The organism is Paenarthrobacter sp. NPDC089714 (genome assembly GCF_044748905.1).
Lineage (GTDB): Bacteria > Actinomycetota > Actinomycetes > Actinomycetales > Micrococcaceae > Arthrobacter.
Genome location: NZ_JBIVGX010000011.1, coordinates 61757 through 80264 on the forward strand (window position 1 = coordinate 61757; position 18508 = coordinate 80264).

The following is an 18508-nucleotide window of genomic DNA, read 5'->3' on the forward strand; positions in this document are numbered from 1 at the left end:
CACGCTTGCAGCCACCAGGGCGCCGGAAGTCGTTCCTAACCGGTGGCTTGGAGCGTGGCTTCGATCACGGCGGGCGACAGCACGTGCTGGGTGACCATTTGGCTTGCGCCGAGGATGGCCGCCCGGTCGCCTGCCATGGAGATGCCGATCCGCAAGTGCGTGGTGGCCAACGGCAGCGACCGGCGGTAAACCACCTCGCGGATACCGGCCACCAGGTGCTCGCCGGCCTCCCCCACGCTGCCGCCAATGACGATCATCGACGGGTTAAGCAGGTTGACCACGGTGGCCAGGACATCGCCGACGTCCCTGCCGGCCTGGCGGAGCGCCTGGATCGCCTGCAGGTTTCCCTCCGCCACGAGTCGCAGCACGTCAGCGCCGGTGACGGCTTCCAGTCCCTGGGCCGCCAATTGTCGTGCGACCGCGGGACCTGAGGCAAGCGCTTCGAGGCACCCGTGGTTGCCACACCGGCAGAGGACATCGTCGCCCCGCGGCACGCGGACGTGCCCCAGGTCGCCGGCCGTACCGTTGGCGCCGCGCTGCAGGTCACCGCTGCTGATGATGCCCGCGCCGATGCCGGTGGCCACTTTGATGAACAGGAAGTTCTCGTGCTCGGGCCAATAGGCGGTGCGTTCGCCAAGGGCCATGATGTTCACGTCGTTGTCCACCAACACCGGCACGGGCAGTGAGCGCTGAACGTAAGGAACGACGTCGAAGCCGTCCCAACCGGGCATGATCGGCGGCTTGACCGGGCGTCCGGTGTCGTGTTCCACGGGACCTGGCAGGCCGATGCCCATGCCTGCGAGGTCGCCGACGTCGCGTCCGGCTTCGGTCAGCAGTTCCTTGCCCGCCGCGATGACCCTGCCGAGGACAACTTCCGGCCCGTCGGCGACTTCCTGCTTGAGGCGCCGTTCGGCGAGGACTTTTCCGCCGAGGTCCGTGACGGCGACGATCACGTGGGTGGCTCCGACGTCGACGGCGAGCACTACGCGCGCGGCCGGGTTGAAGGCAAAGCGCGACGGCGGCCTGCCGCCGCTGGAGCTTGCCTCACCGGCGGGGCCAACGAGTCCGGAACTGATGAGTGCATCGATGCGCGAGGCGACGGTGGAACGTGCGAGGCCAGTAGTCAGCGCGAGTTCGGCCCGGGTCCTGGCTTGCCCGTCGCGGAGTAGTTGGAAGAGATCTCCAGCACGCGAAAGACTGCCGGCGTCCTGCGCCGAGGCGTCTTTACCAGCGTCATTTCCGGGTGCTGAGGTCATGGAAACAGTGAAGCACGGATGGTTATGCGTGTCACGCACCAAAAGATTGTCGGGAATATTTCAACTTTTGCTTGACGCTCGGCAAAAGTCCCCATAGGTTGTGAGCAGCACCACATCACAACTAACGATGTCCGGTATCGCCGGCGTCGATCTACCGTTCTGATTCTGCTTACGAAGAGGTAACTGAACTTGTCCAGCCACACAGACGCTGCCCGAACACTCGGAGTCGGCATCCTCGGCGCCGGCCCCGTCACCCAGGCAATCCACCTCCCCTCCCTCGCCCGCCTCGGCAATCTCCTCACTGTCCGCCACATCATGGACGTGGATCCCGCAGTTGCGGAATCCGTTGCCGCACGGGTGGGCGCCACCCACAGCACCAGCATCGACGCCCTCCTGGGCGACCCCGAAGTAGACGTTGTTGCCATCTGCAGCCCACACCAGTTCCACGCAGCACAGGTCATCGCGGCCTGCCGCGCCGGAAAGAAGGCCGTGCTGTGCGAGAAGCCCTTCGCGTGGAACGCCGAAGAGGCGGCGGAGATCTCGGAGGTCAGCGAGGAAACGGGAGTGCCGATCATCGTCGGCGCCATGCATACCTTCGATCCCGGCTGGTTGGCCGCCGAAGCCAACTGGGGTTCCCTTCCCGAAACTGCGCATACCATCCGCTCCTCGATCGTTCTCCCGCCGAATGCCCGTTTCGAGGACTTCGCCACGGAGATCATCACCCGCCCCGCCGGAGGAACCCCGGACTACAAGGACGTCGAGGTCATCAAGGGCATGCTCCGGGGCGGCATCATGGGCCTGGCCATCCACGACCTCCCCCTGGTCCGCCGCTTCACTCCCGACTTCGAGGAGGTCGAGGTCCTCGAAGCACGGCATGTCCGCCCGTTCGGCTACGTCATCTCCCTGCGCACACCAACCCGGACCATCGAGTTGCGCGCAGCCATGAACAACACCTGGAAGCCGGAGTGGAGCTTTGAGGCTTTCTCCGACGAGGAGGCTGTCCGCATCGATTTCACCCCGTCCTACGTGCAGGCAGGGTCCGCAGTGACCACGTTCAGTCGCCGCGACGAGACAACAGTCCACGGCCCGTTCGACCACAACGGCTACGAAGGCGAATGGCGCGAACTGGCAGCCATCGCTACCGGAACCAAGCAACCGCCGTCGGCCCAAACCTTGATCGATGACCTCACGTTCGCCTTGGACATCGCCGAAGCCACGGTTGCCGCCGTGGACGCGGACCACCGTGCCCAGCAGGCGGTCCGCGAAGGAGCCCACGCATGAGCAAGCACTACTCGGTCCATACCACTCCGGAGGCACAGGAAGCCGGCGCAGTGGCCTTGGCCGTAGCCTCCCTGCCGGAAACGTTTGCCCACGCCTCCACCACGGCCGATGTCCGCGTCATCAACGGCCGCCCCGGCTGGACGGACCAGGCTATCGAAGCAATCGACGCCGGCGCCCGCGGCATCATCGTGGTGAACCCGGCAGCCGAAAGCGTCGAAGACCTCCAGCAGGCGGCGGACGCACACGGCACCGCGATCGTCCTCGACCAGCGCTGGGCCTCCAGCCCCGCCGCGGCCGGAGCCGAGGATGCCGTCCGCACCATGGCCGGCCGCGCCGCCGTCCTCGACTCGGTGGCCACGGCCCCGGCGGGCAGCGACTCCGGCGAGCTGCTCGCCGACCATGTTGCCGCCGTCGTGCGTTTGACCGGCTCCCTTATTGACCTGCACGTCGTGGTCCGCGGACCGCACGGCTACACCGTGGCCGCACGGCTCGCCAACGGAGCGCCCGCTGCCCTGCAGGGCATCTTGTCCAACGCACGTCCCGCCGGCGTCCACATCAGTCTGTTGACCGACGACGGCGGCGTGGGAGTCACGCTTCCGGACCCCCTGGCAGCCTGGCCGGCAACGGTCAAAGTCACCGGACCGCAGGGCGAACTGCTCCTGCCGACGCTTTACGAATCCGCCCACCGCGCCACGTGGCGCCGGCTCAAGGACCACCTTGACTCCGGCACTGCTCCCACCGATCTGCATCGCTTCGCGGCGCTGACGGAATCCCTGTCCACCCTCTCCTAGTTCGCAACCCTTTTCACAAGAAGCAGTACCAGTCATTCGCAGCATTTGCCCTTCTCAACGTTGAGCTGGCCCGGCCACCAGGAAAGTGGACCGGTCCCGAAAGGAATCATCATGAATGTTCAGCCCGCAGCCAACAAAGCCTTTTCCCGCCGCGGTTTCCTCGGCCTGACGGCGGCAGCCGCGTCGGTTCCGCTCCTGGCCGCCTGTGGCGGAGGCTCGGCCTCGCAGGGCGGTGGCGCCGGTGGCTCCATCAAGTTCTGGGACATGCCGTGGGCCACGCCGGCCTACAACGACGCCGCGAAGAAGATCGCTGAAGGATTCTCCGGCGCGAACAGCAAGGCCACGTACCAGATCATCCAGTGGAACAACTTCTACCAGACGTTCTCCTCGGCCATTGCGTCCAAGACCGGTCCCGCCGTTTCCACCGGTGGTGGCTTCCAGGCATTCCAGTTCGAGGAGCAGGGACAGATCGCCTACGCGGACAAGGTCATCGACAAGCTCAAGTCCAACGGCATGTTCGACGACTTCCTGCCTGGTGTGGTGGAACCCTTCAAGACGTCCAAGGGCTACGTCGCCGTCCCGTGGCAGCTGGACATCCGTCCGCTCTGGTACCGCAAGTCGCTCTTCGAGAAGGCCGGCGTGGCGGTCCCGACCGACTGGGCCTCCCTGCTTGAGGCGGGCAAGAAGATGAAGTCCCTCGGCGCTGTTGGCTTCGCCACCGGTTCCGGCGCGGGCAACAACATCGGCAACCACTTGATGATCATGATGATGATCAACAACGGCGGCGGCGTGTTCACCAAGGACGGCCAGCTGGACGTCATGAATGACCGCAACGTTGAAGCCATCGAGTTCATGCTCGAACTCGTCTCCAACGGCGTCATCGATCCCGCAGCCGTCAGCTACACCTCGGACAACCTGAACGCCCAGTGGAAAGACGGCAAGGCGGCCTACGGCATGTTGACCCTAGGTGTTCCCGAGCGCGTGGGCGATACCTCCGGCGACCTCGTCGTAGCAAGCCCCATCGCCGGCCCGCACGGGGACAAGGCCGCGCTGATCTTCCCGAACAACATCATGATGTACACCAACACCCCGTCCCAGGAGGCCTCGGAAGAGTTCGTGGTCTACTACCTGGGCAAGCTCAAGGAACTGTGGCAGCAGAAGCTCATGAACGCCCTGCCCGTGTTCAAGTCCATCACCGAACTCCCCGAATTCACGGCCGACGCCAACAACGTCAAGATCGTCAAGGAATACGTCCCGATCGCCAAGACTTTCGCTTCGCAGGGCACCACGCTCAGCGCCGACCTCGCAGCCCTGGACGGCGGCCAGGCACTGAACCAGTTCACCCAGACCGTCCTCACCGGCAAGACCGACGCCAAGTCCGCGCTGACGGCCTTTGAAACGGGCCTCAAGTCCGTCCTGAAGAAGTAGGCGCCCGCACCATGTCCTCCACTACAGCGCAGTCCGGCCTGGCCCGGGCCCGCAAGGGGCTTGCCCCCGGCGGGCCCGGGGGCGGGTCCCTGAACCTGAACCGGAAGAGCAAACTCTCCGCCCAGGCCTCCAGGACATTCTTCTGGCTCCTGCTCCCCTCGGTGATCCTGCTGGTCCTCATCCACGGCTACCCGCTGTTCCAGGCTGGCGTCCAGGCCACCCACGACGGCAACCTGATCCAGACCGGCGACTTCGTCGGAATCCAGAACTTCCAGCAGGTCCTGTCCTCTCCGGCATTCTGGAAGGCCGCCCAGTTCACGCTCCTGTTCACCATTGTTGGAGTGTTCGGGTCCTGGGCCGTGGGCCTTGGCCTGGCATTGCTGCTCCGCACCAAGATCCCCGCCGGCGGCACCTTCAAAGTGCTGCTGCTCCTGCCCTGGGTGGTCCCGATCGTGGTGTCCTCTACCGCCTGGAACTGGCTGGTTGCCACCCCGGACAGCCTGATCCCCTCGATTTTCCGTGGCCTCGGCCTGGGCACCCCGCTGTTCCTGGCCGACCCCACCCTCGCAGCGGTCACGGTGATGATCTTCAAGGTCTGGGTCTCCTTCCCCTTCATGATGATGATGACTTCCGCGGCCCTTGCCTCGGTGGATGACACCGTCTATGAAGCAGCGAGCATGGACGGCGCCTCCCGCTTCCAGCAGTTCACCCAGATCACCCTCCCGCTGATCGCCCGCTCCACCTACATTTCCTGGATCTTGATGACGATCTTCTGCGTCAACGATTTCCCCACCATCTACCTGCTCACCGGCGGCGGCCCTGTTGACGCCACCACCTCCCTGGTGGTCCTGGCCTACCGCACCGTCTTCCAGGACTTCGCCACCGGCCCCGGCGTCGCTATCGCCTTCCTCATGACCATCACCCTGGTAGTCGTCTCGGTCATCCTGTACCGCCAGATCCGAAAGTCGAGCGTCGAATAATGAGCGCAGTACTCCACGCCCACCCCGAGTCCGGCCCCGCCCTGGGCATCGCGGAACCAGGCAAAGCCCGCCGCGTCCTGTCCGAAGCCGGCATGCGCGGACGCTGGTGGCGGTTTGCCCTGATCCTGGTCATCACCGCGATCGTCCTGGTGCCGATCATGGTCACTATCATCCTGGCCCTCACCCCGGCCCCGAACAGCACCGCCACGGGCCTCACCCTTGAGAACATCACCGGGGTCTTCTCCAAGACCCTCGCCGGGATCTGGCTGCAAAACAGCCTCATCACCACCCTGGCCACAGTGGTGGTCTCCGTCGCCGTCGCTGCACCGGCCGGGTACGTGCTCTCCCGCGGGCGGTCCAAGGCCGTCTCCGGCTATTCGCTCCTGCTGTTCGTCATGCAGTCCCTGCCCATCATCACCTCGGTGGTGCCGCTGTTCATCCTCTTCGCCGCGATGGGCCTGGTGGACAACCTCATGGGCCTGACCATCATCTACGTCGGTTCCACCATGACCGTGGCCACCTGGATGATGGCCGCCTACTTCGACTCCATCCCGATCAGCCTCGAGGAAGCCTCCTGGATCGACGGGTGCTCCGTGTTCGGTTCCTTCACCAAAGTGGTGCTGCGCAACTCGCTCCCGGGCATCCTGTCCACCGCGATTTTCGCCTTCCTGCTGGCCTGGAACGACTACCTGGTAGCGATCGTGTTCCTGCGCTCCAACGAAATCTTCACCCTTCCCATGGGTGTCCAGTCCTTCTTCCAGCAAAACCTCACCGACTGGTCCGGAGTCATGGCCCTCGCCGTGATCATGATGCTCCCGCCGATCATCGTCTTCGCCGCCCTGAACAAGTACTTCAGCGTCGGCGGAATCGGCGGATCCCTCGCCGGCCGCTAGGTCCCTCCCGCTCACTGCACCCGAAGCGTAACGTCAGAAAAAACCCACTCCCTGTAAAGGAATCCCATGTCTTACTCACTCCAGCTGTACACCCTCCGCAACGCGATCGCCGAGGATCTGCCTGGAACCATCAAGAAGGTCGCCGAGATCGGCTTCACGCAGGTTGAGCCGTACAACTTCGTGGCTACTGCTTCCGAGCTTGGCGCAGCGTTGAAGGAGAACGGGCTCACGGCCCCTTCCGGCCACGCGCCGCTGTTGTCCCAGGACCAGGATGAGATCTTCGCTGCGGCGAAGGAGTTGGGCATCGCCACGGTGATCGATCCCTACCTGCCCGCCGAGCACTGGCAGAACGCCGAGGACATCCAGGCAACCGCGGCCAAGCTCAATGCAGCCGCGAAGAAGGGCGCCGAGTACGGCATCCGGGTGGGCTACCACAACCACGCCTGGGAGCTCGAGTCCACCATCGAAGGAACTACGGCGCTGGAGTACTTCGAATCCCTCCTGGACCCGGAACTGGTCCTGGAAGTGGACACCTACTGGGCTGCCGTGGGCGGCCAGGATCCGGTGGAGTTGCTGGCGCGCCTGGGTGACCGGGTGAAGTTCATCCACATCAAGGACGGCCCGGCCACCACGGACATCAAGGCCCAGCAGCCCGCTGGCCAAGGCACCATCCCGGTCCTGGACGTTATCGCCGCAGCCAAGTCCTTGGAAGTGGGCGTCGTGGAATTCGATGACTACTCAGGCGACATTTTCCAGGGCATCACCGAGTCCCTGAACTACCTCAACACGGCAAAGGAAGGTGCCCAGGCATGAGCTTCGCACCGTCCACCCGCAAGGGCCCTGTTGGCGTCGCCGTCATCGGCGCGGGCAACATCTCCAAGCAGTACCTGGACAACCTCACCACGTTCCCGGACCTGAAAGTCCACGTGATCGCGGACCTCTTCGTCGAGGCCGCCGAGGCCCGTGCCAAGGAATACGGGATCGCCGAGTTCGGTGCCCCCGAGCTGGCACTGAACCATCCCGACGTCGAAATCATCGTGAACCTGACCATCCCGGCCGCGCACGTGGAGGTGGCCACGGCCGCAGTGAACGCGGGCAAGCACGTCTGGACCGAGAAGCCGTTCTCCCTGGACCGCGAATCCGGGCTCGGCCTGCTCAAGGCCGCCGACGCCGCGGGCATCCGCCTGGGCACCGCCCCGGACACGTTCCTGGGTGCCGGCCTGCAGACCGCCCGCCGGATCATCGAACGCGGGGACATCGGCACCCCGCTGACGGGCATGACCACCTTCCAGACCCCCGGCCCGGAATCCTGGCACCCGAACCCGTCGTTCCTGTTCGCCCAGGGCGCGGGCCCGCTGTTCGACATGGGCCCGTACTACCTCACGGCCCTGATCCAGACCTTCGGTTCGGTCCGGAAGGTGGCCGCCGTCGGCTCCGCCGCGAAGAAGACGCGGATCGTTGGTTCCGGTCCCAAGGCAGGCGAGGAATTCGCCGTCGAGGTCCCAACCCACGTCTCCGCGATGGCGCAGTTCGAAGGCGGCCAGTCGTCCCACAGTGTGTTCTCCTTCGAGTCCCCGCGCCTGCGGATGGGCTTCGTGGAAATCACCGGCTCCGAGGCGACCCTGTCGCTGCCTGACCCGAACTACTTCGACGGCGACCTCAAGCTCTGGCGTCCTGGCGCGGAGGAACCGGAGATCATCCCCGCCACCGGTCCGGCCCAGGGCCGCGGTCTCGGTGTGCTGGACATGGCCCGTGCCCTGCGTTCCGGTTCAGCGCATCGCGCCACCGGCGACCTGGCCTACCACGTGCTGGACACCATGGTCTCGATCTCCGAGTCCGTCGAGTCCGGCTCGTTCGTGGACGTCACCAGCAACGCACCCGCTTCGGCAGCCGTCCCTGAGGACTGGGCACCGGAAACCGCTACCCTCTAAATCCGCAGCAACCAGCGAGGAACAAGAACATGACCACCCCCGCCCACTCGTCCCTGCCTTCCGACCGTCCACTCGGTGTGGCCGCCATCGGCTATGCCTTCATGGGGAAGGCCCACTCGAACGCGTGGCGGAATGTGGCCAGTTTCTTCGACGTCCCGGCCTTCGAGCAGAAAGTGCTCGTTGGCCGGGACGCCACCCAGGTCGCGGAAGCCGCAGCAAAGTACGGTTGGGCCGAATCCGCCACCGATTGGCGGGACGTGATCCACCGGGACGACATCGACATCATCGATATCTGCGCCCCGGGCTGGATGCACGCCGAAATCGCCATCGCCGCCCTCGAAGCAGGCAAACACGTCCTGGTCGAAAAACCCCTCGCCAACACCCTGGCCGAAGCCGAACTCATGACCGCCGCCGCAGCCAAGGCCCGCGCCCGGGGCGTGCAGTCCATGATCGGCTTCAACTACCGCCGCGTCCCCGCCCTCGCCCTCACCCGCGAGTTGATTGCCGAAGGCCGCCTCGGCACCATCCGCCACATCCGAGCCGCCTACCTCCAGGACTGGCTCTCCGACGCCGAATCGCCCATGACCTGGCGGCTCCGGAAGGAAACCGCCGGCTCCGGAGCGTTGGGTGACATCGCCTCCCACGCCATCGACCAGATCCTCTACCTCCTCGGCGACGCCGTCACCGAGGTCACCGGCCGCCTGCACACTTTCGTGGACCAGCGCCCCGGCCCTGACGGCCCGGAAGACGTCACGGTCGACGACGCCGCCTGGGCCACGCTCACCCTCACCTCCGGAGCCATCGCCTCCGTGGAAGTCTCCCGCGTCGCCACCGGACAAAAGAACTCCCTGAAACTGGAAATCTACGGCGACAAAGGCACCATCCTCTTTGACCTCGAAGCCCTCAACGAACTCGGCTTCCTGGACGCCACCCTTCCCGTCCGGGAGCAGGGCTTCCGGAGGATCCTCGTCAACGAACCCGAACACCCCTACCTCGAAGCCTGGTGGCCGCAGGGTCACATCATCGGCTGGGAACACACCTTCACGCACCAAATCCGCGACTTCCTCCTTGCCGTCCGGGACGGAAGCCAGCCGTCGCCGTCGTTCGAAGAAGGACTGAACGTCCAGCACATCCTCGCCGCCGTGGAAGAGTCCGCAGCTGCCAAAAGCTCACTGATCCAGCTATCCAACACCACCGAAGGAGCCTGACATGCCCCGCCCGTACACCCTGTTCACCGGCCAGTGGGCCGACCTCCCCCTCGAGGAAGTCGCCAAGCTTGCCTCGGGCTGGGGCTACGACGGCCTGGAAATCGCCGTCTCCGGAGACCACCTCGACGCCTGGCGCTGGGACGAACCCGGCTACGTCGACTCCAAACTCGAACTCCTGGACAAGTACAACCTCAAGGTCTGGGCCATCTCCAACCACCTCAAAGGCCAGGCCGTCTGCGATGACCCCATCGACTTCCGCCACGAAGCCATCGTCGGCTCCAAGGTCTGGGGCGACGGGAACCCCGAAGGCGTCCGGCAGCGCGCCGCCGAAGAAATGAAACACACCGCCCGGCTAGCCAAAGCCTTGGGCGTGGACACCGTGGTCGGGTTCACCGGCTCCTCCATCTGGCAATACGTCGCCATGTTCCCGCCCGTCCCGGAAAAGATCATCGACGCCGGCTACCAGGACTTCGCCGACCGCTGGAACCCCATCCTGGACGTCTTCGACGAACAAGGCGTGAAATTCGCCCACGAAGTCCACCCCTCCGAAATCGCCTACGACTACTGGACCACCGTCCGCACCCTCGAAGCGATCGGCCACCGCGAAGCATTCGGCCTGAACTGGGACCCCTCCCACATGATGTGGCAAGGCATCGACCCCGTCTCCTTCATCTGGGACTTCAAAGACCGGATCTACCACGTGGACTGCAAAGACACCAAGGTCCGCCAAACCGGCCGCAACACCGTCCTCGGCTCCCACCTGCCCTGGGGCGACCCCCGCCGCGGCTGGGACTTCGTCTCCGCCGGACGCGGCGACGTCCCCTGGGAAGCCTCCTTCCGCGCCCTCACCGCCATCGGCTACAACGGCCCCATCAGCATCGAATGGGAAGACGCCGGCATGGACCGCCTCCACGGCGCCCCCGAAGCCCTCAAAGCCCTCAAGAAGTTCGACTTCCCCGCCTCCCAAACCAGCTTCGACGCCGCCTTCAGCCAGGACTAGGCGCGTGGCGGAAACGGTAAAGAACGACGACGGCGACGGTTTCGTCCCGCTGTTCGACGGCTCCTCCTTGGCCGGTTGGTACTCCGTACCTCGCGTGTACGGTACGGAGTACCCCGGCGGGCCCCTCCTCCTGGAGCGTTTCGAAGCCCTGGGCCTGACCCCGCCAGTAGAACCGGAGAAGCACCCCGCGCACTGGTTCGTGGAGGACGGCGTGCTGATCGGCGAACAGGACTCCCCCGGCAGCGGTTACGGCGGCTACCTCGTCAGCGAGCAGGCCTTCGGTGATTTCGAACTGGTGTTGGAGATGCGCCCGGACTGGCCGGCGGATACGGGGGTGATGCTTCGCCGTCGCCCGGATTCCTGGGAAGGTTTCCAGGTGCTGGTGGACCACCGGCCTTCGGGCGGCATTGGCGGGTTCTTCGGCAACGGGCTGGCCAGTTTCTCGGCGGTTCCTTTCGCCGTGGACGTCGCCCTCGATGAGGACGGCCGCCCCACGGGTCTGATCGCCGATGACCCGGCCACGTCCGTGGAACCCGTCACTGACGAGAAGCGTGCCCGCTTGAGCTACGCGGCCGACGTCGAGGATTTTCTCAACGCCTGGCGCTGGGACGACTGGAACGAGCTCCGTATCCGCTGCGTCGGAGCCTTGCCGGTCATCACCACGTGGGTCAATGGCGTGAAGATCGCAGAGTTGGACACGGCCACCCTGGATTCGCCTAATTACAACCCCGCTGACGTCCTCGAAACACTGGGCACCCGGGGCCACATTGCGCTGGAAGTGCACGACAACGACTCCATGTTCGGCGAAGCCCGGTGGGGAAAGGGCGCGCAATGCCGCTGGCGGAACATCCGGATCAAGGAACTCGCCGGCGACGGCGGGAAGGACACTGAGTGAACCGCACCCTCCAACCCGGCCAGCGCAGCGAAGTCTGGATCGCATCGGTCACCGGCGAAGCCGAACTCCTCTACAGCACGGACAGCATCCTCCTCGAAGCACCCAACTGGACCCTCGACGGGCAGTCCTTGATCCTCAACGGCGACGGGAAACTGTGGCGCCTGGACGTGGCCAGCCGCGAACTCACCCACATCCCCCTCACCGGCGTACCCGACCTGAACAACGATCACGTCCTGGATCCGGACGGGAAGAACATCTTCCTCTCCGCCAACGACGGCCACATCTACCGGGCACCGCTCACCGGCGGCCACGCCACCCGGATCACCGGGGACGACGGCTCCTGGCACTTCCTCCACGGAGTCAGCCCGGACGGCAAGGAGCTCGCGTACGTGGGGATCGCGGACGGGGATTTCACGCAGCCGGGCCGCCTCATGACCATAGCGTCCGACGGCGGTGCTGCCGCCGGCGTCGATGTTGGAGACGGCCACTGCGACGGCCCGGAGTACTCGCCGGACGGAAAGTGGCTTTACCTCAACACGGAATCCTTCAGCACGGACAAAGGCCATGCCCAGCTCGCCCGGATCCGCGTGGACGGGACAGGGTTCGAACAACTCCTGGAAACAAACACGGTGGACTGGTTCCCGCACCTTTCCCCGGATGCCCAGTACGCCTCCTACATCCGGTTCCCCAGCGGAACCCAAGGCCACCCCGCGGACTTGCCGGTCGCCGTCGTGCTCGTCTCAACAGGTGACTGGCACACTCCGCTGCACATCTGGCCGCTGTTTGGTGGCCAAGGTACGCTCAACGTCAACAGCTGGTCGCCGGACTCTTCACGGTTCGCGTTCGTCGCGTACCCCCTCACTGACTCACCAAAGGACTAAGCACGTGACCCACCCCCATGGCACTTCCGACGGCACCATCCGTTGGGGCATCCTCGGCACCGGCTTCATCGCCGGACTGCAAACCGCGGACCTGCGCGGGAACGGCTTCACGGTGCAGGCCGTGGGTTCCCGCTCCCTGGACTCCTCCAAGGCGTTCGCCGAACAGCACGGCATTCCCACCGCGCACGGCAGCTACGAGGACCTCGCCGCGGACCCCGAGGTGGACGTCATCTACATCGCCACCCCGCACCCCATGCACCACGCCAACGCGCTGCTGGCGTTGAACGCCGGGAAGCATGTCCTCGTGGAGAAATCGTTCACCATGAACGCCCGGGAGGCCCGCGAGATCACCGACCTGGCTGCGTCCAAGGGATTGGTGGCGCTGGAGGCCATGTGGACCCGGTTCCTGCCCCACATGATCCGGATCCGCGAGGTCATCGCCGCCGGGACCATCGGCGAGGTCCGCAAGGTGGTGGCCAGCCACAACCAGAGCCTCCCCACCGATCCCGCGCACCGGCTCAACGACCCCGCCCTCGGCGGCGGCGCGCTGCTGGACCTCGGCATCTACCCGGTCTCCTTCGCGATCGACATCCTCGGGGCGCCGTCGCGTGTCACCGCGAGCGCATCGATGACGGCCACCGGCGTCGACCGCCAGACCGCGGCGATCTTCGATTACGACGGCGGTGCGCAGGCCTTGGTGGACTGCGAACTGGACGCCGCGAGCGCCAACCGTGCTTTGGTGATCGGGACAGAGGGGTGGATCGACATCGAGCACACCTGGTACAACCCGGTACCGTTCACGGTCCATGCCGTGGATGGCTCCGTGGTGGAGCGCTTCGATGAGCCCGTGACCAGCCGCGGCATGCAGTACCAGGCCGCCGAGCTGGAGCGGCTCGTGGCCGCTGGGGAAACGGCCGGAACCATCCTCCCACCCGCGGAAACGGTGGCGATCATGGCCGCGATGGACGAGATCCGCCGGCAGATCGGGCTGAGCTACGAGGCGGACAAGTCATGAGCGAAACACCCCGGCTCGCGGAACTCAGGGCCCAGGAAGAGGAACTGGTCTTCGCAAGCTTCGACCACCACGATGCCTGGCGGCTCGGCTCCCTCATCGCCAACCACGCCATCTCGTCCGGTTTCGGTGTGGCCATTGATATTCGCCGACACAATATCGTGCTGTTCCGCTGCGTCCTGCCCGGAGCCACGTCCGACCAGGAAGAATGGATCCGCCGGAAGTCGGCCTCAGTGCTGCGGTTTGAGCACAGCACTGCGCTCTTGTCCGAACAGTTTTCCGCTGCTGGCCACAGCCCGCTCGGCGGGGGTTGGCTTTCGCACGACGACTACACCCTGGCTGGCGGCTCCTTCCCCATCCGGGTAAAGGGTGCGGGGGTCATCGGCGCGATCACTGTGTCCGGACTGGCCTCCGATGAAGACCACCAGCTGGTGGTGGATGGCATCCGGAACTACCTGAAGACGGTAGGGACGTGAATTTCTAGGCCATCAACCACACGGCGCCCAGGCCCAGGGCGGCGATCAACGCCCACGCGCACAAGGCCATGACCAGGGACCGTGGTCCGGCGTGCAGGAGTTCCCGCACCCGGACCGCGGAGCCCAACCCAAAGAGGGCGGCCCCGAGTGCGATCTCCTGCAGCAGGCCCCCGACATCCAGCACCGCTGGCGAAGCCCAGCCAAGGGTGCGGAGGGCGATCATGGCCAGGAAACCAAGCACGAAGAGCGGCACGATCGGCGGGAACTTACCTGGGGTGCCCGGGGTGCCTGCAGCACTCCGCACCCGCCGGCGGCGCTCCCACACGCCAGCCGTCGCGACGATGGGTGCCAGCAAAACCACCCGCGTGAGCTTGATGACCACCGCAGCACTCAAGGCAACCGCACCGGCGGTCTGGGCCGCAGCCACCACCTGTCCCACGTCGTGTACTGACGCTCCCACCCAGCGGCCGAAGGTCACGACGTCCAAACCCAGCGGGTGCATCAGCAGTGGCAAGGTACCAATGGCCAACGTGCCACACAGGGTTACCAGCGCAACAGGCAGCACGGTGTCCTCATGCTTGGTTCCCCGCACGGCAGCCATGGCACCGATCGCCGAGGCACCGCAAATGGAGAACCCTGTGGCGATCAGCAGCGGGACATCGCCGGGAAGCTTGAAGAGCCTGCCCAGCGCGTAGGTCCCGGCAAAGGCGAGCAACACCACGGCGACGATGAGCCCAAAAGCCTGCCAGCCCAGCGAAGCGATATCTCCCAGGCTCAATTTCAGCCCCAGAAGGACGATGCCCGCACGCATCAAGTGCTTGCCGGCAAAGCGCAGCCCCGCTTGCCAGGGGCCTCCTACCCAACCGGAAACGCCGGGCACATTGGCGGCCACAATCCCCAGGACCACGGCGATGGTCATGGCCGGCAGGGATGGCAGCAAAGCATGCAGCCCGAAGGCGACGCCCACGGCAACAACGCAGGCAGCAAGTCCGGGAGCAAGAGCCCGGATAGCTGCCGCGGCGTGTGCCTTCGGCGTCTCCGAAACGGGTGCCGTACGCGGCCTGATGGTGCTCATGGTTCCACGATCCCCCGAAACCGCAGCCCACGATAGCCCTCACTTCGGCCTGAACCCATGCTTAATTGACATGAGCTGAACCCTAGGCATATCTTCCAAGCATGAGCAGTCGCCCCGATCTGACCGCGCTGGAAATCCTCGTCCTGGTCGCCGAGACAGGCTCGCTCGGCGCTGCGGCCCGCCGGGTGGGCATGGCCCAGCCCAATGCCAGCCGCGCCCTCGCCCGGCTGGAACGGCAACTTGGGCTCACCCTGGTGATCCGTACCCCCGCGGGTTCCCGGGTCACGAACGAGGGCGAGGTGGTGACGGCTTGGGCGCGCGAGGCCCTCGGCGCCATGGACCGGATGATCCTGGGCGCACGGTCCCTGGCTGAGGAGCAAGCTGCCCATTTGACCGTGGCGGCCAGCCTCACCATTGCCGAGTACCTGGCCCCGCGCTGGTTGGCACGCTTCCGGAGGGCACACACGGACCTGCACGTCAGCCTGGCCGTGGGCAACTCCGGGGAGGTCCTGGAACAGGTAGCCGCCCGGCAGGTTCCCCTGGGCTTCGTGGAAACGCCCGCACTGCCGCGCACTGTTGCTTCAACCACCGTGGCCCGCGATGAGCTGGTTGTGGTGGTGGGGACTACCCACCCCTGGGCGCGCAGGCGTACACCGGTGGACCCCCAAGAACTGACCGCCGCCGACCTGGTGCTCCGGGAGGTAGGGTCGGGAACCCGCGACACTTTGGTCAGGGCCCTGGAACGATCAGGGACGCCGTTGCCCGAGGCACGCCTGGAGCTCGCCAGCACCGTGGCTGTCAAAGCAGCAGCGGCCGAGGGCGCGGCCGTGGCCGTGCTGAGCGAGCTCGCCGTCACGGCCGAACTCGCCACCGGGCAACTCGTCGCCGTCCCTGTTCAAGGACTGGATCTCACGCGTTCCCTGCGGGCCGTCTGGCTCCCCGAACGCAGGCCCGACGGCAGCGCCGCGGAATTGATCCGCATCGCCAAGGCAAGCAACTGAATTACAGCAGTCACCGCGCCTTGAGCACGTACCGCCTTTCCGGACGTCCGACGCCGTACTTCAGCTTCACGTCCAAAGCGCCGGCATCGTGGAGGTACTCCAGGTAACGCCGTGCGCTGACCCGCGAGGTCCCCAGCTGCTCGGCCACCTCGGCTGCTGAAAGGTCTCCAGACGCCGCCTTCAACGTCTCCTCAACCCGCTCCAACGTCTCAACGCTGCACCCCTTGGGCAGGCTCCGCTCCGAGGCACCGAGGCCGAAGACCCTGTTGACGTCGGACTGCTCCGCTTCCACCTTGGAGCCATCCAGGCCGTGGTACGCGTTCAGGTAATGTTCAAGCCGTTCCTGGAGATCTGCTTGGGAAAAGGGCTTGATGAGGTAGTGCACAATCCCGCCGCGCAGGGCCTTGCGCACGGTCTCCACCTCCCGCGCGGCACTGATCACCAGCACATCCAGGTCCGGGGCCACCTCACGCAATTGGTGCATGAGGTCCAGGCCATTGATGTCCGGGAGGTGGATGTCCAGCAGCACCAGGTCCGGTTGGAGCCGCTCCGTTTCCAGCACGGCCTGCGCGCCGGTGTGCGCCACTCCGAGCACCACGAAGCCCGGCGTCCGCTGGATGAAGCCGGCATGCACCTTGGCCACCATGAAGTCGTCATCGACAATCAGGACCTTGATCACGGGCGGACTGCCTCCTTCCTGAATCGGGCGGCGAACACGGCACCGCCCTCGTTCGAGACCGTCAGGTCTCCCCCGCCACGCCGGCAAATGACGCGGGACAAGGCCAGGCCGAAACCACGCGCCTCACCCGGATCCGGATCCTTGGTAGAGAAGCCCTGCTGGAAGATTTCATCCACGGCATCATCCGGCACACCCGGACCATTGTCCCGCACGGTCACCGTTACCCTGTCTTCCATGTCCACCACCAGCACAGTGACCGATGCCCCGGGAAGGCCCGTCACGGCGTCGAACGCGTTGTCCACCAGGTTCCCCACAACGGTGGCGAGGTCGCGGGAGAGTTCCTCCGGTACGCGCGGCAGTGCGGATTCCGGCGCGAGCTGAAGCTCCACTCCGCGCTCAGCCGCAAGGCTGGTTTTGGCGATCAGCAAAGCGGCGAGCGCGGGGTCCTGGATGCGGCTGGTGACTTCGTCGTTGAGGCGCGTGCGGTCCACCGTGGCTCCGTTGACGAACTGGATCACCGAGTCGTATTCCTCCAGCTGGAGCAGGCCGGAGATCACGTGGAGCTGGTTGGCGAACTCGTGGGCCTGGGCGCGGAGGGTGTTGGTCACGGTGCGGGTTGCCCCCAGTTCGCGTTCCAGCGAAGACATCTCCGTGCGGTCCCGCAAAGTGGTCACGGAGCCGATGTCCCGTCCACCAGACGTCAGCGCCACCCTGTTCATGACCACCAAGCGGTCCCCCACCAACACCAACTGGTCCGGACCCGCCTGCTCCCGCGCCAAGACCACTTTCAACGCAGGATCGACGGACAAGGAGCCGAGGCGCTTTCCGACGCAATCGTCCGGCAGGCCCAGGAGTTGCCTGGCGCTCTGGTTGGCCACCGTGATCCGTTCGTGGGGATCCAAAGCCACCACGCCTTCCTTCAGGCCCTGCAGCATGGCTTCGCGGTTCTCCACCAGGCCGGTGATCTCGTGCGGTTCCATGCCCAGGGTTTGCCGTTTCACCCGGCGGGACATCAGGAGGGAACCGGCAACGCCCAGGACGCTGGCCACGCCCAGGTAGGTGAGCAGGTTCGGTGCGGCGTCTCCCAGCCTTTCCAGTGTGGAGGGGTAGTTGCGGCTGATGGAGGCGATGCCGATCATCTTGCCGGCATCGTCCAGGACAGGGACGTGGGCCGAGAGGACCGGAGTGTTCCCGCCTGCCACCACGCCGGTCCAGGCCCGCCCCTCCATCACCCGGCTCTCACCGAGCGGGAGGGCCTTGCCAACCAGCCCCGGGTCGGACGCGGTGACCACCGTGCCGTCCAGCTTGGCCAAAGCCACCTGGGCTGAGCCGGAGACCGTACGGACCGATTCCGCAACTGCCGGAAGCGATGAACCGGCGCGGGGTTCCGCCGTCGGAAGCAATTCGCGCACGGTGGGATTGTTCCCCAGGGCCTCGGCAGCGGAGAGCGCCCGGCGTCCCTCCGTACGTTCAAAATTTGCCGCGGACTCGGCAAGGGAGATGGCGGCGACAGCTACCAGCACGGCAAGGACAATCAGCAACTGCAGCACAAGGTATTGTCCCGCCAGGGACATGCCTCTTCTTCGAGACGGTCGAGTCAAGGTGTGGTCCTTTGGATGATGTCCACGTTGCCGGACGCTGCTGGGGCCCCGATGCGTTCACTGGCTGTCCGCCATGGAGTACCGGAACTATACCCCAGTGCTGGCCGGAAGCGTGCCGGA

Annotated in this window: 18 protein-coding genes; 14 read left to right on the forward strand and 4 right to left on the reverse strand. The window is 65.7% G+C overall.

The features are described from left to right. Positions 1-35: 35 nt before the first annotated feature. Positions 36-1256 carry an ROK family transcriptional regulator gene (locus ACIPY3_RS17335; protein ID WP_400336157.1) on the reverse strand — a complete coding sequence of 407 codons (1221 nt, stop codon included), beginning with the start codon at positions 1254-1256 and terminating at the stop codon, positions 36-38. Between the two features lie 189 nt (positions 1257-1445). Between ACIPY3_RS17335 and ACIPY3_RS17340 the strand changes: the two genes are divergently transcribed. The 13 genes from ACIPY3_RS17340 to ACIPY3_RS17400 all read left to right on the forward strand — a co-directional run bounded on the left by ACIPY3_RS17340 (position 1446) and on the right by ACIPY3_RS17400 (position 14032). Next, positions 1446-2537, forward strand: coding sequence for a Gfo/Idh/MocA family protein (locus ACIPY3_RS17340; protein ID WP_400336159.1), 1092 nt, complete (start codon positions 1446-1448; stop codon positions 2535-2537). Then, entirely contained in the window at positions 2534-3328 is a 795-nt protein-coding gene (locus ACIPY3_RS17345) for a hypothetical protein (protein WP_400336161.1), read from the forward strand. The genes ACIPY3_RS17340 and ACIPY3_RS17345 overlap by 4 nt, the downstream gene beginning before the upstream one ends. Before the next feature lie 111 nt (positions 3329-3439). Beyond that, a complete protein-coding gene (locus ACIPY3_RS17350; RefSeq protein ID WP_400336163.1) occupies positions 3440-4756 on the forward strand; it encodes an ABC transporter substrate-binding protein in 1317 nt (438 codons plus the stop codon). Positions 4757-4767: 11 nt separating this feature from the next. Further along, positions 4768-5736, forward strand: coding sequence for a carbohydrate ABC transporter permease (locus tag ACIPY3_RS17355; RefSeq protein WP_400336165.1), 969 nt, complete (start codon positions 4768-4770; stop codon positions 5734-5736). After that, positions 5736-6629: a carbohydrate ABC transporter permease gene (locus tag ACIPY3_RS17360; RefSeq protein ID WP_397323712.1), complete on the forward strand. Its 894-nt coding sequence runs from the start codon at positions 5736-5738 to the stop codon at positions 6627-6629. The genes ACIPY3_RS17355 and ACIPY3_RS17360 overlap by 1 nt, the downstream gene beginning before the upstream one ends. A 66-nt stretch (positions 6630-6695) precedes the next feature. Further along, on the forward strand, positions 6696-7442 hold the full coding sequence (locus ACIPY3_RS17365) for a sugar phosphate isomerase/epimerase family protein (RefSeq protein ID WP_400336167.1): 747 nt from the start codon (positions 6696-6698) through the stop codon (positions 7440-7442). Continuing rightward, positions 7439-8560, forward strand: coding sequence for a Gfo/Idh/MocA family protein (locus ACIPY3_RS17370; protein ID WP_400336169.1), 1122 nt, complete (start codon positions 7439-7441; stop codon positions 8558-8560). Before ACIPY3_RS17365 ends, ACIPY3_RS17370 begins: the two co-directional genes overlap by 4 nt. Before the next feature lie 29 nt (positions 8561-8589). Next, a complete protein-coding gene (locus tag ACIPY3_RS17375; RefSeq protein WP_400336171.1) occupies positions 8590-9768 on the forward strand; it encodes a Gfo/Idh/MocA family protein in 1179 nt (392 codons plus the stop codon). A 1-nt stretch (position 9769) separates the two neighbouring features. Beyond that, positions 9770-10768: a sugar phosphate isomerase/epimerase family protein gene (locus ACIPY3_RS17380; RefSeq protein WP_400336172.1), complete on the forward strand. Its 999-nt coding sequence runs from the start codon at positions 9770-9772 to the stop codon at positions 10766-10768. A gap of 4 nt (positions 10769-10772) precedes the next feature. Beyond that, positions 10773-11663: a DUF1080 domain-containing protein gene (locus ACIPY3_RS17385; protein ID WP_400336174.1), complete on the forward strand. Its 891-nt coding sequence runs from the start codon at positions 10773-10775 to the stop codon at positions 11661-11663. Continuing rightward, positions 11660-12544 (forward strand): TolB family protein, encoded by an 885-nt coding sequence (locus tag ACIPY3_RS17390; protein WP_400336176.1) that lies wholly within the window; start codon positions 11660-11662, stop codon positions 12542-12544. The genes ACIPY3_RS17385 and ACIPY3_RS17390 overlap by 4 nt, the downstream gene beginning before the upstream one ends. A gap of 4 nt (positions 12545-12548) precedes the next feature. Next, a complete protein-coding gene (locus ACIPY3_RS17395; RefSeq protein ID WP_400336178.1) occupies positions 12549-13559 on the forward strand; it encodes a Gfo/Idh/MocA family protein in 1011 nt (336 codons plus the stop codon). Further along, positions 13556-14032 (forward strand): heme-degrading domain-containing protein, encoded by a 477-nt coding sequence (locus tag ACIPY3_RS17400; RefSeq protein WP_400336180.1) that lies wholly within the window; start codon positions 13556-13558, stop codon positions 14030-14032. Before ACIPY3_RS17395 ends, ACIPY3_RS17400 begins: the two co-directional genes overlap by 4 nt. 4 nt (positions 14033-14036) lie before the next feature. On the opposite strand, the gene ACIPY3_RS17405 is transcribed toward ACIPY3_RS17400, so the two are convergent. Next, positions 14037-15107: a YeiH family protein gene (locus ACIPY3_RS17405; RefSeq protein WP_400336181.1), complete on the reverse strand. Its 1071-nt coding sequence runs from the start codon at positions 15105-15107 to the stop codon at positions 14037-14039. Between the two features lie 101 nt (positions 15108-15208). Here ACIPY3_RS17405 and ACIPY3_RS17410 point away from each other — a divergent pair, with 101 nt between their 5' ends. After that, positions 15209-16108 (forward strand): LysR substrate-binding domain-containing protein, encoded by a 900-nt coding sequence (locus tag ACIPY3_RS17410; RefSeq protein WP_400336182.1) that lies wholly within the window; start codon positions 15209-15211, stop codon positions 16106-16108. A 10-nt stretch (positions 16109-16118) separates the two neighbouring features. On the opposite strand, the gene ACIPY3_RS17415 is transcribed toward ACIPY3_RS17410, so the two are convergent. Both ACIPY3_RS17415 and ACIPY3_RS17420 read right to left on the reverse strand, forming a co-directional pair. Beyond that, the gene (locus ACIPY3_RS17415; RefSeq protein ID WP_400336183.1) at positions 16119-16787 is read right to left on the reverse strand and encodes a response regulator; all 669 of its coding nucleotides are present in this window, start codon (positions 16785-16787) and stop codon (positions 16119-16121) included. After that, positions 16784-18361, reverse strand: coding sequence for an ATP-binding protein (locus ACIPY3_RS17420; protein WP_400336185.1), 1578 nt, complete (start codon positions 18359-18361; stop codon positions 16784-16786). The genes ACIPY3_RS17415 and ACIPY3_RS17420 overlap by 4 nt, the downstream gene beginning before the upstream one ends. Positions 18362-18508 lie beyond the last annotated feature (147 nt).

Coding starts and splice junctions, on each gene's coding strand:
- ACIPY3_RS17400 (WP_400336180.1), top strand. CDS start 13,556: ATGAGCGAAACACCCCGGCTCGCGGAACTCAGGGCCCAGGAAGAGGAA.
- ACIPY3_RS17375 (WP_400336171.1), top strand. CDS start 8,590: ATGACCACCCCCGCCCACTCGTCCCTGCCTTCCGACCGTCCACTCGGT.
- ACIPY3_RS17345 (WP_400336161.1), top strand. CDS start 2,534: ATGAGCAAGCACTACTCGGTCCATACCACTCCGGAGGCACAGGAAGCC.
- ACIPY3_RS17370 (WP_400336169.1), top strand. CDS start 7,439: ATGAGCTTCGCACCGTCCACCCGCAAGGGCCCTGTTGGCGTCGCCGTC.
- ACIPY3_RS17405 (WP_400336181.1), bottom strand. CDS start 15,107: ATGAGCACCATCAGGCCGCGTACGGCACCCGTTTCGGAGACGCCGAAG.
- ACIPY3_RS17350 (WP_400336163.1), top strand. CDS start 3,440: ATGAATGTTCAGCCCGCAGCCAACAAAGCCTTTTCCCGCCGCGGTTTC.
- ACIPY3_RS17420 (WP_400336185.1), bottom strand. CDS start 18,361: ATGTCCCTGGCGGGACAATACCTTGTGCTGCAGTTGCTGATTGTCCTT.
- ACIPY3_RS17335 (WP_400336157.1), bottom strand. CDS start 1,256: ATGACCTCAGCACCCGGAAATGACGCTGGTAAAGACGCCTCGGCGCAG.
- ACIPY3_RS17360 (WP_397323712.1), top strand. CDS start 5,736: ATGAGCGCAGTACTCCACGCCCACCCCGAGTCCGGCCCCGCCCTGGGC.
- ACIPY3_RS17355 (WP_400336165.1), top strand. CDS start 4,768: ATGTCCTCCACTACAGCGCAGTCCGGCCTGGCCCGGGCCCGCAAGGGG.
- ACIPY3_RS17365 (WP_400336167.1), top strand. CDS start 6,696: ATGTCTTACTCACTCCAGCTGTACACCCTCCGCAACGCGATCGCCGAG.
- ACIPY3_RS17410 (WP_400336182.1), top strand. CDS start 15,209: ATGAGCAGTCGCCCCGATCTGACCGCGCTGGAAATCCTCGTCCTGGTC.
- ACIPY3_RS17380 (WP_400336172.1), top strand. CDS start 9,770: ATGCCCCGCCCGTACACCCTGTTCACCGGCCAGTGGGCCGACCTCCCC.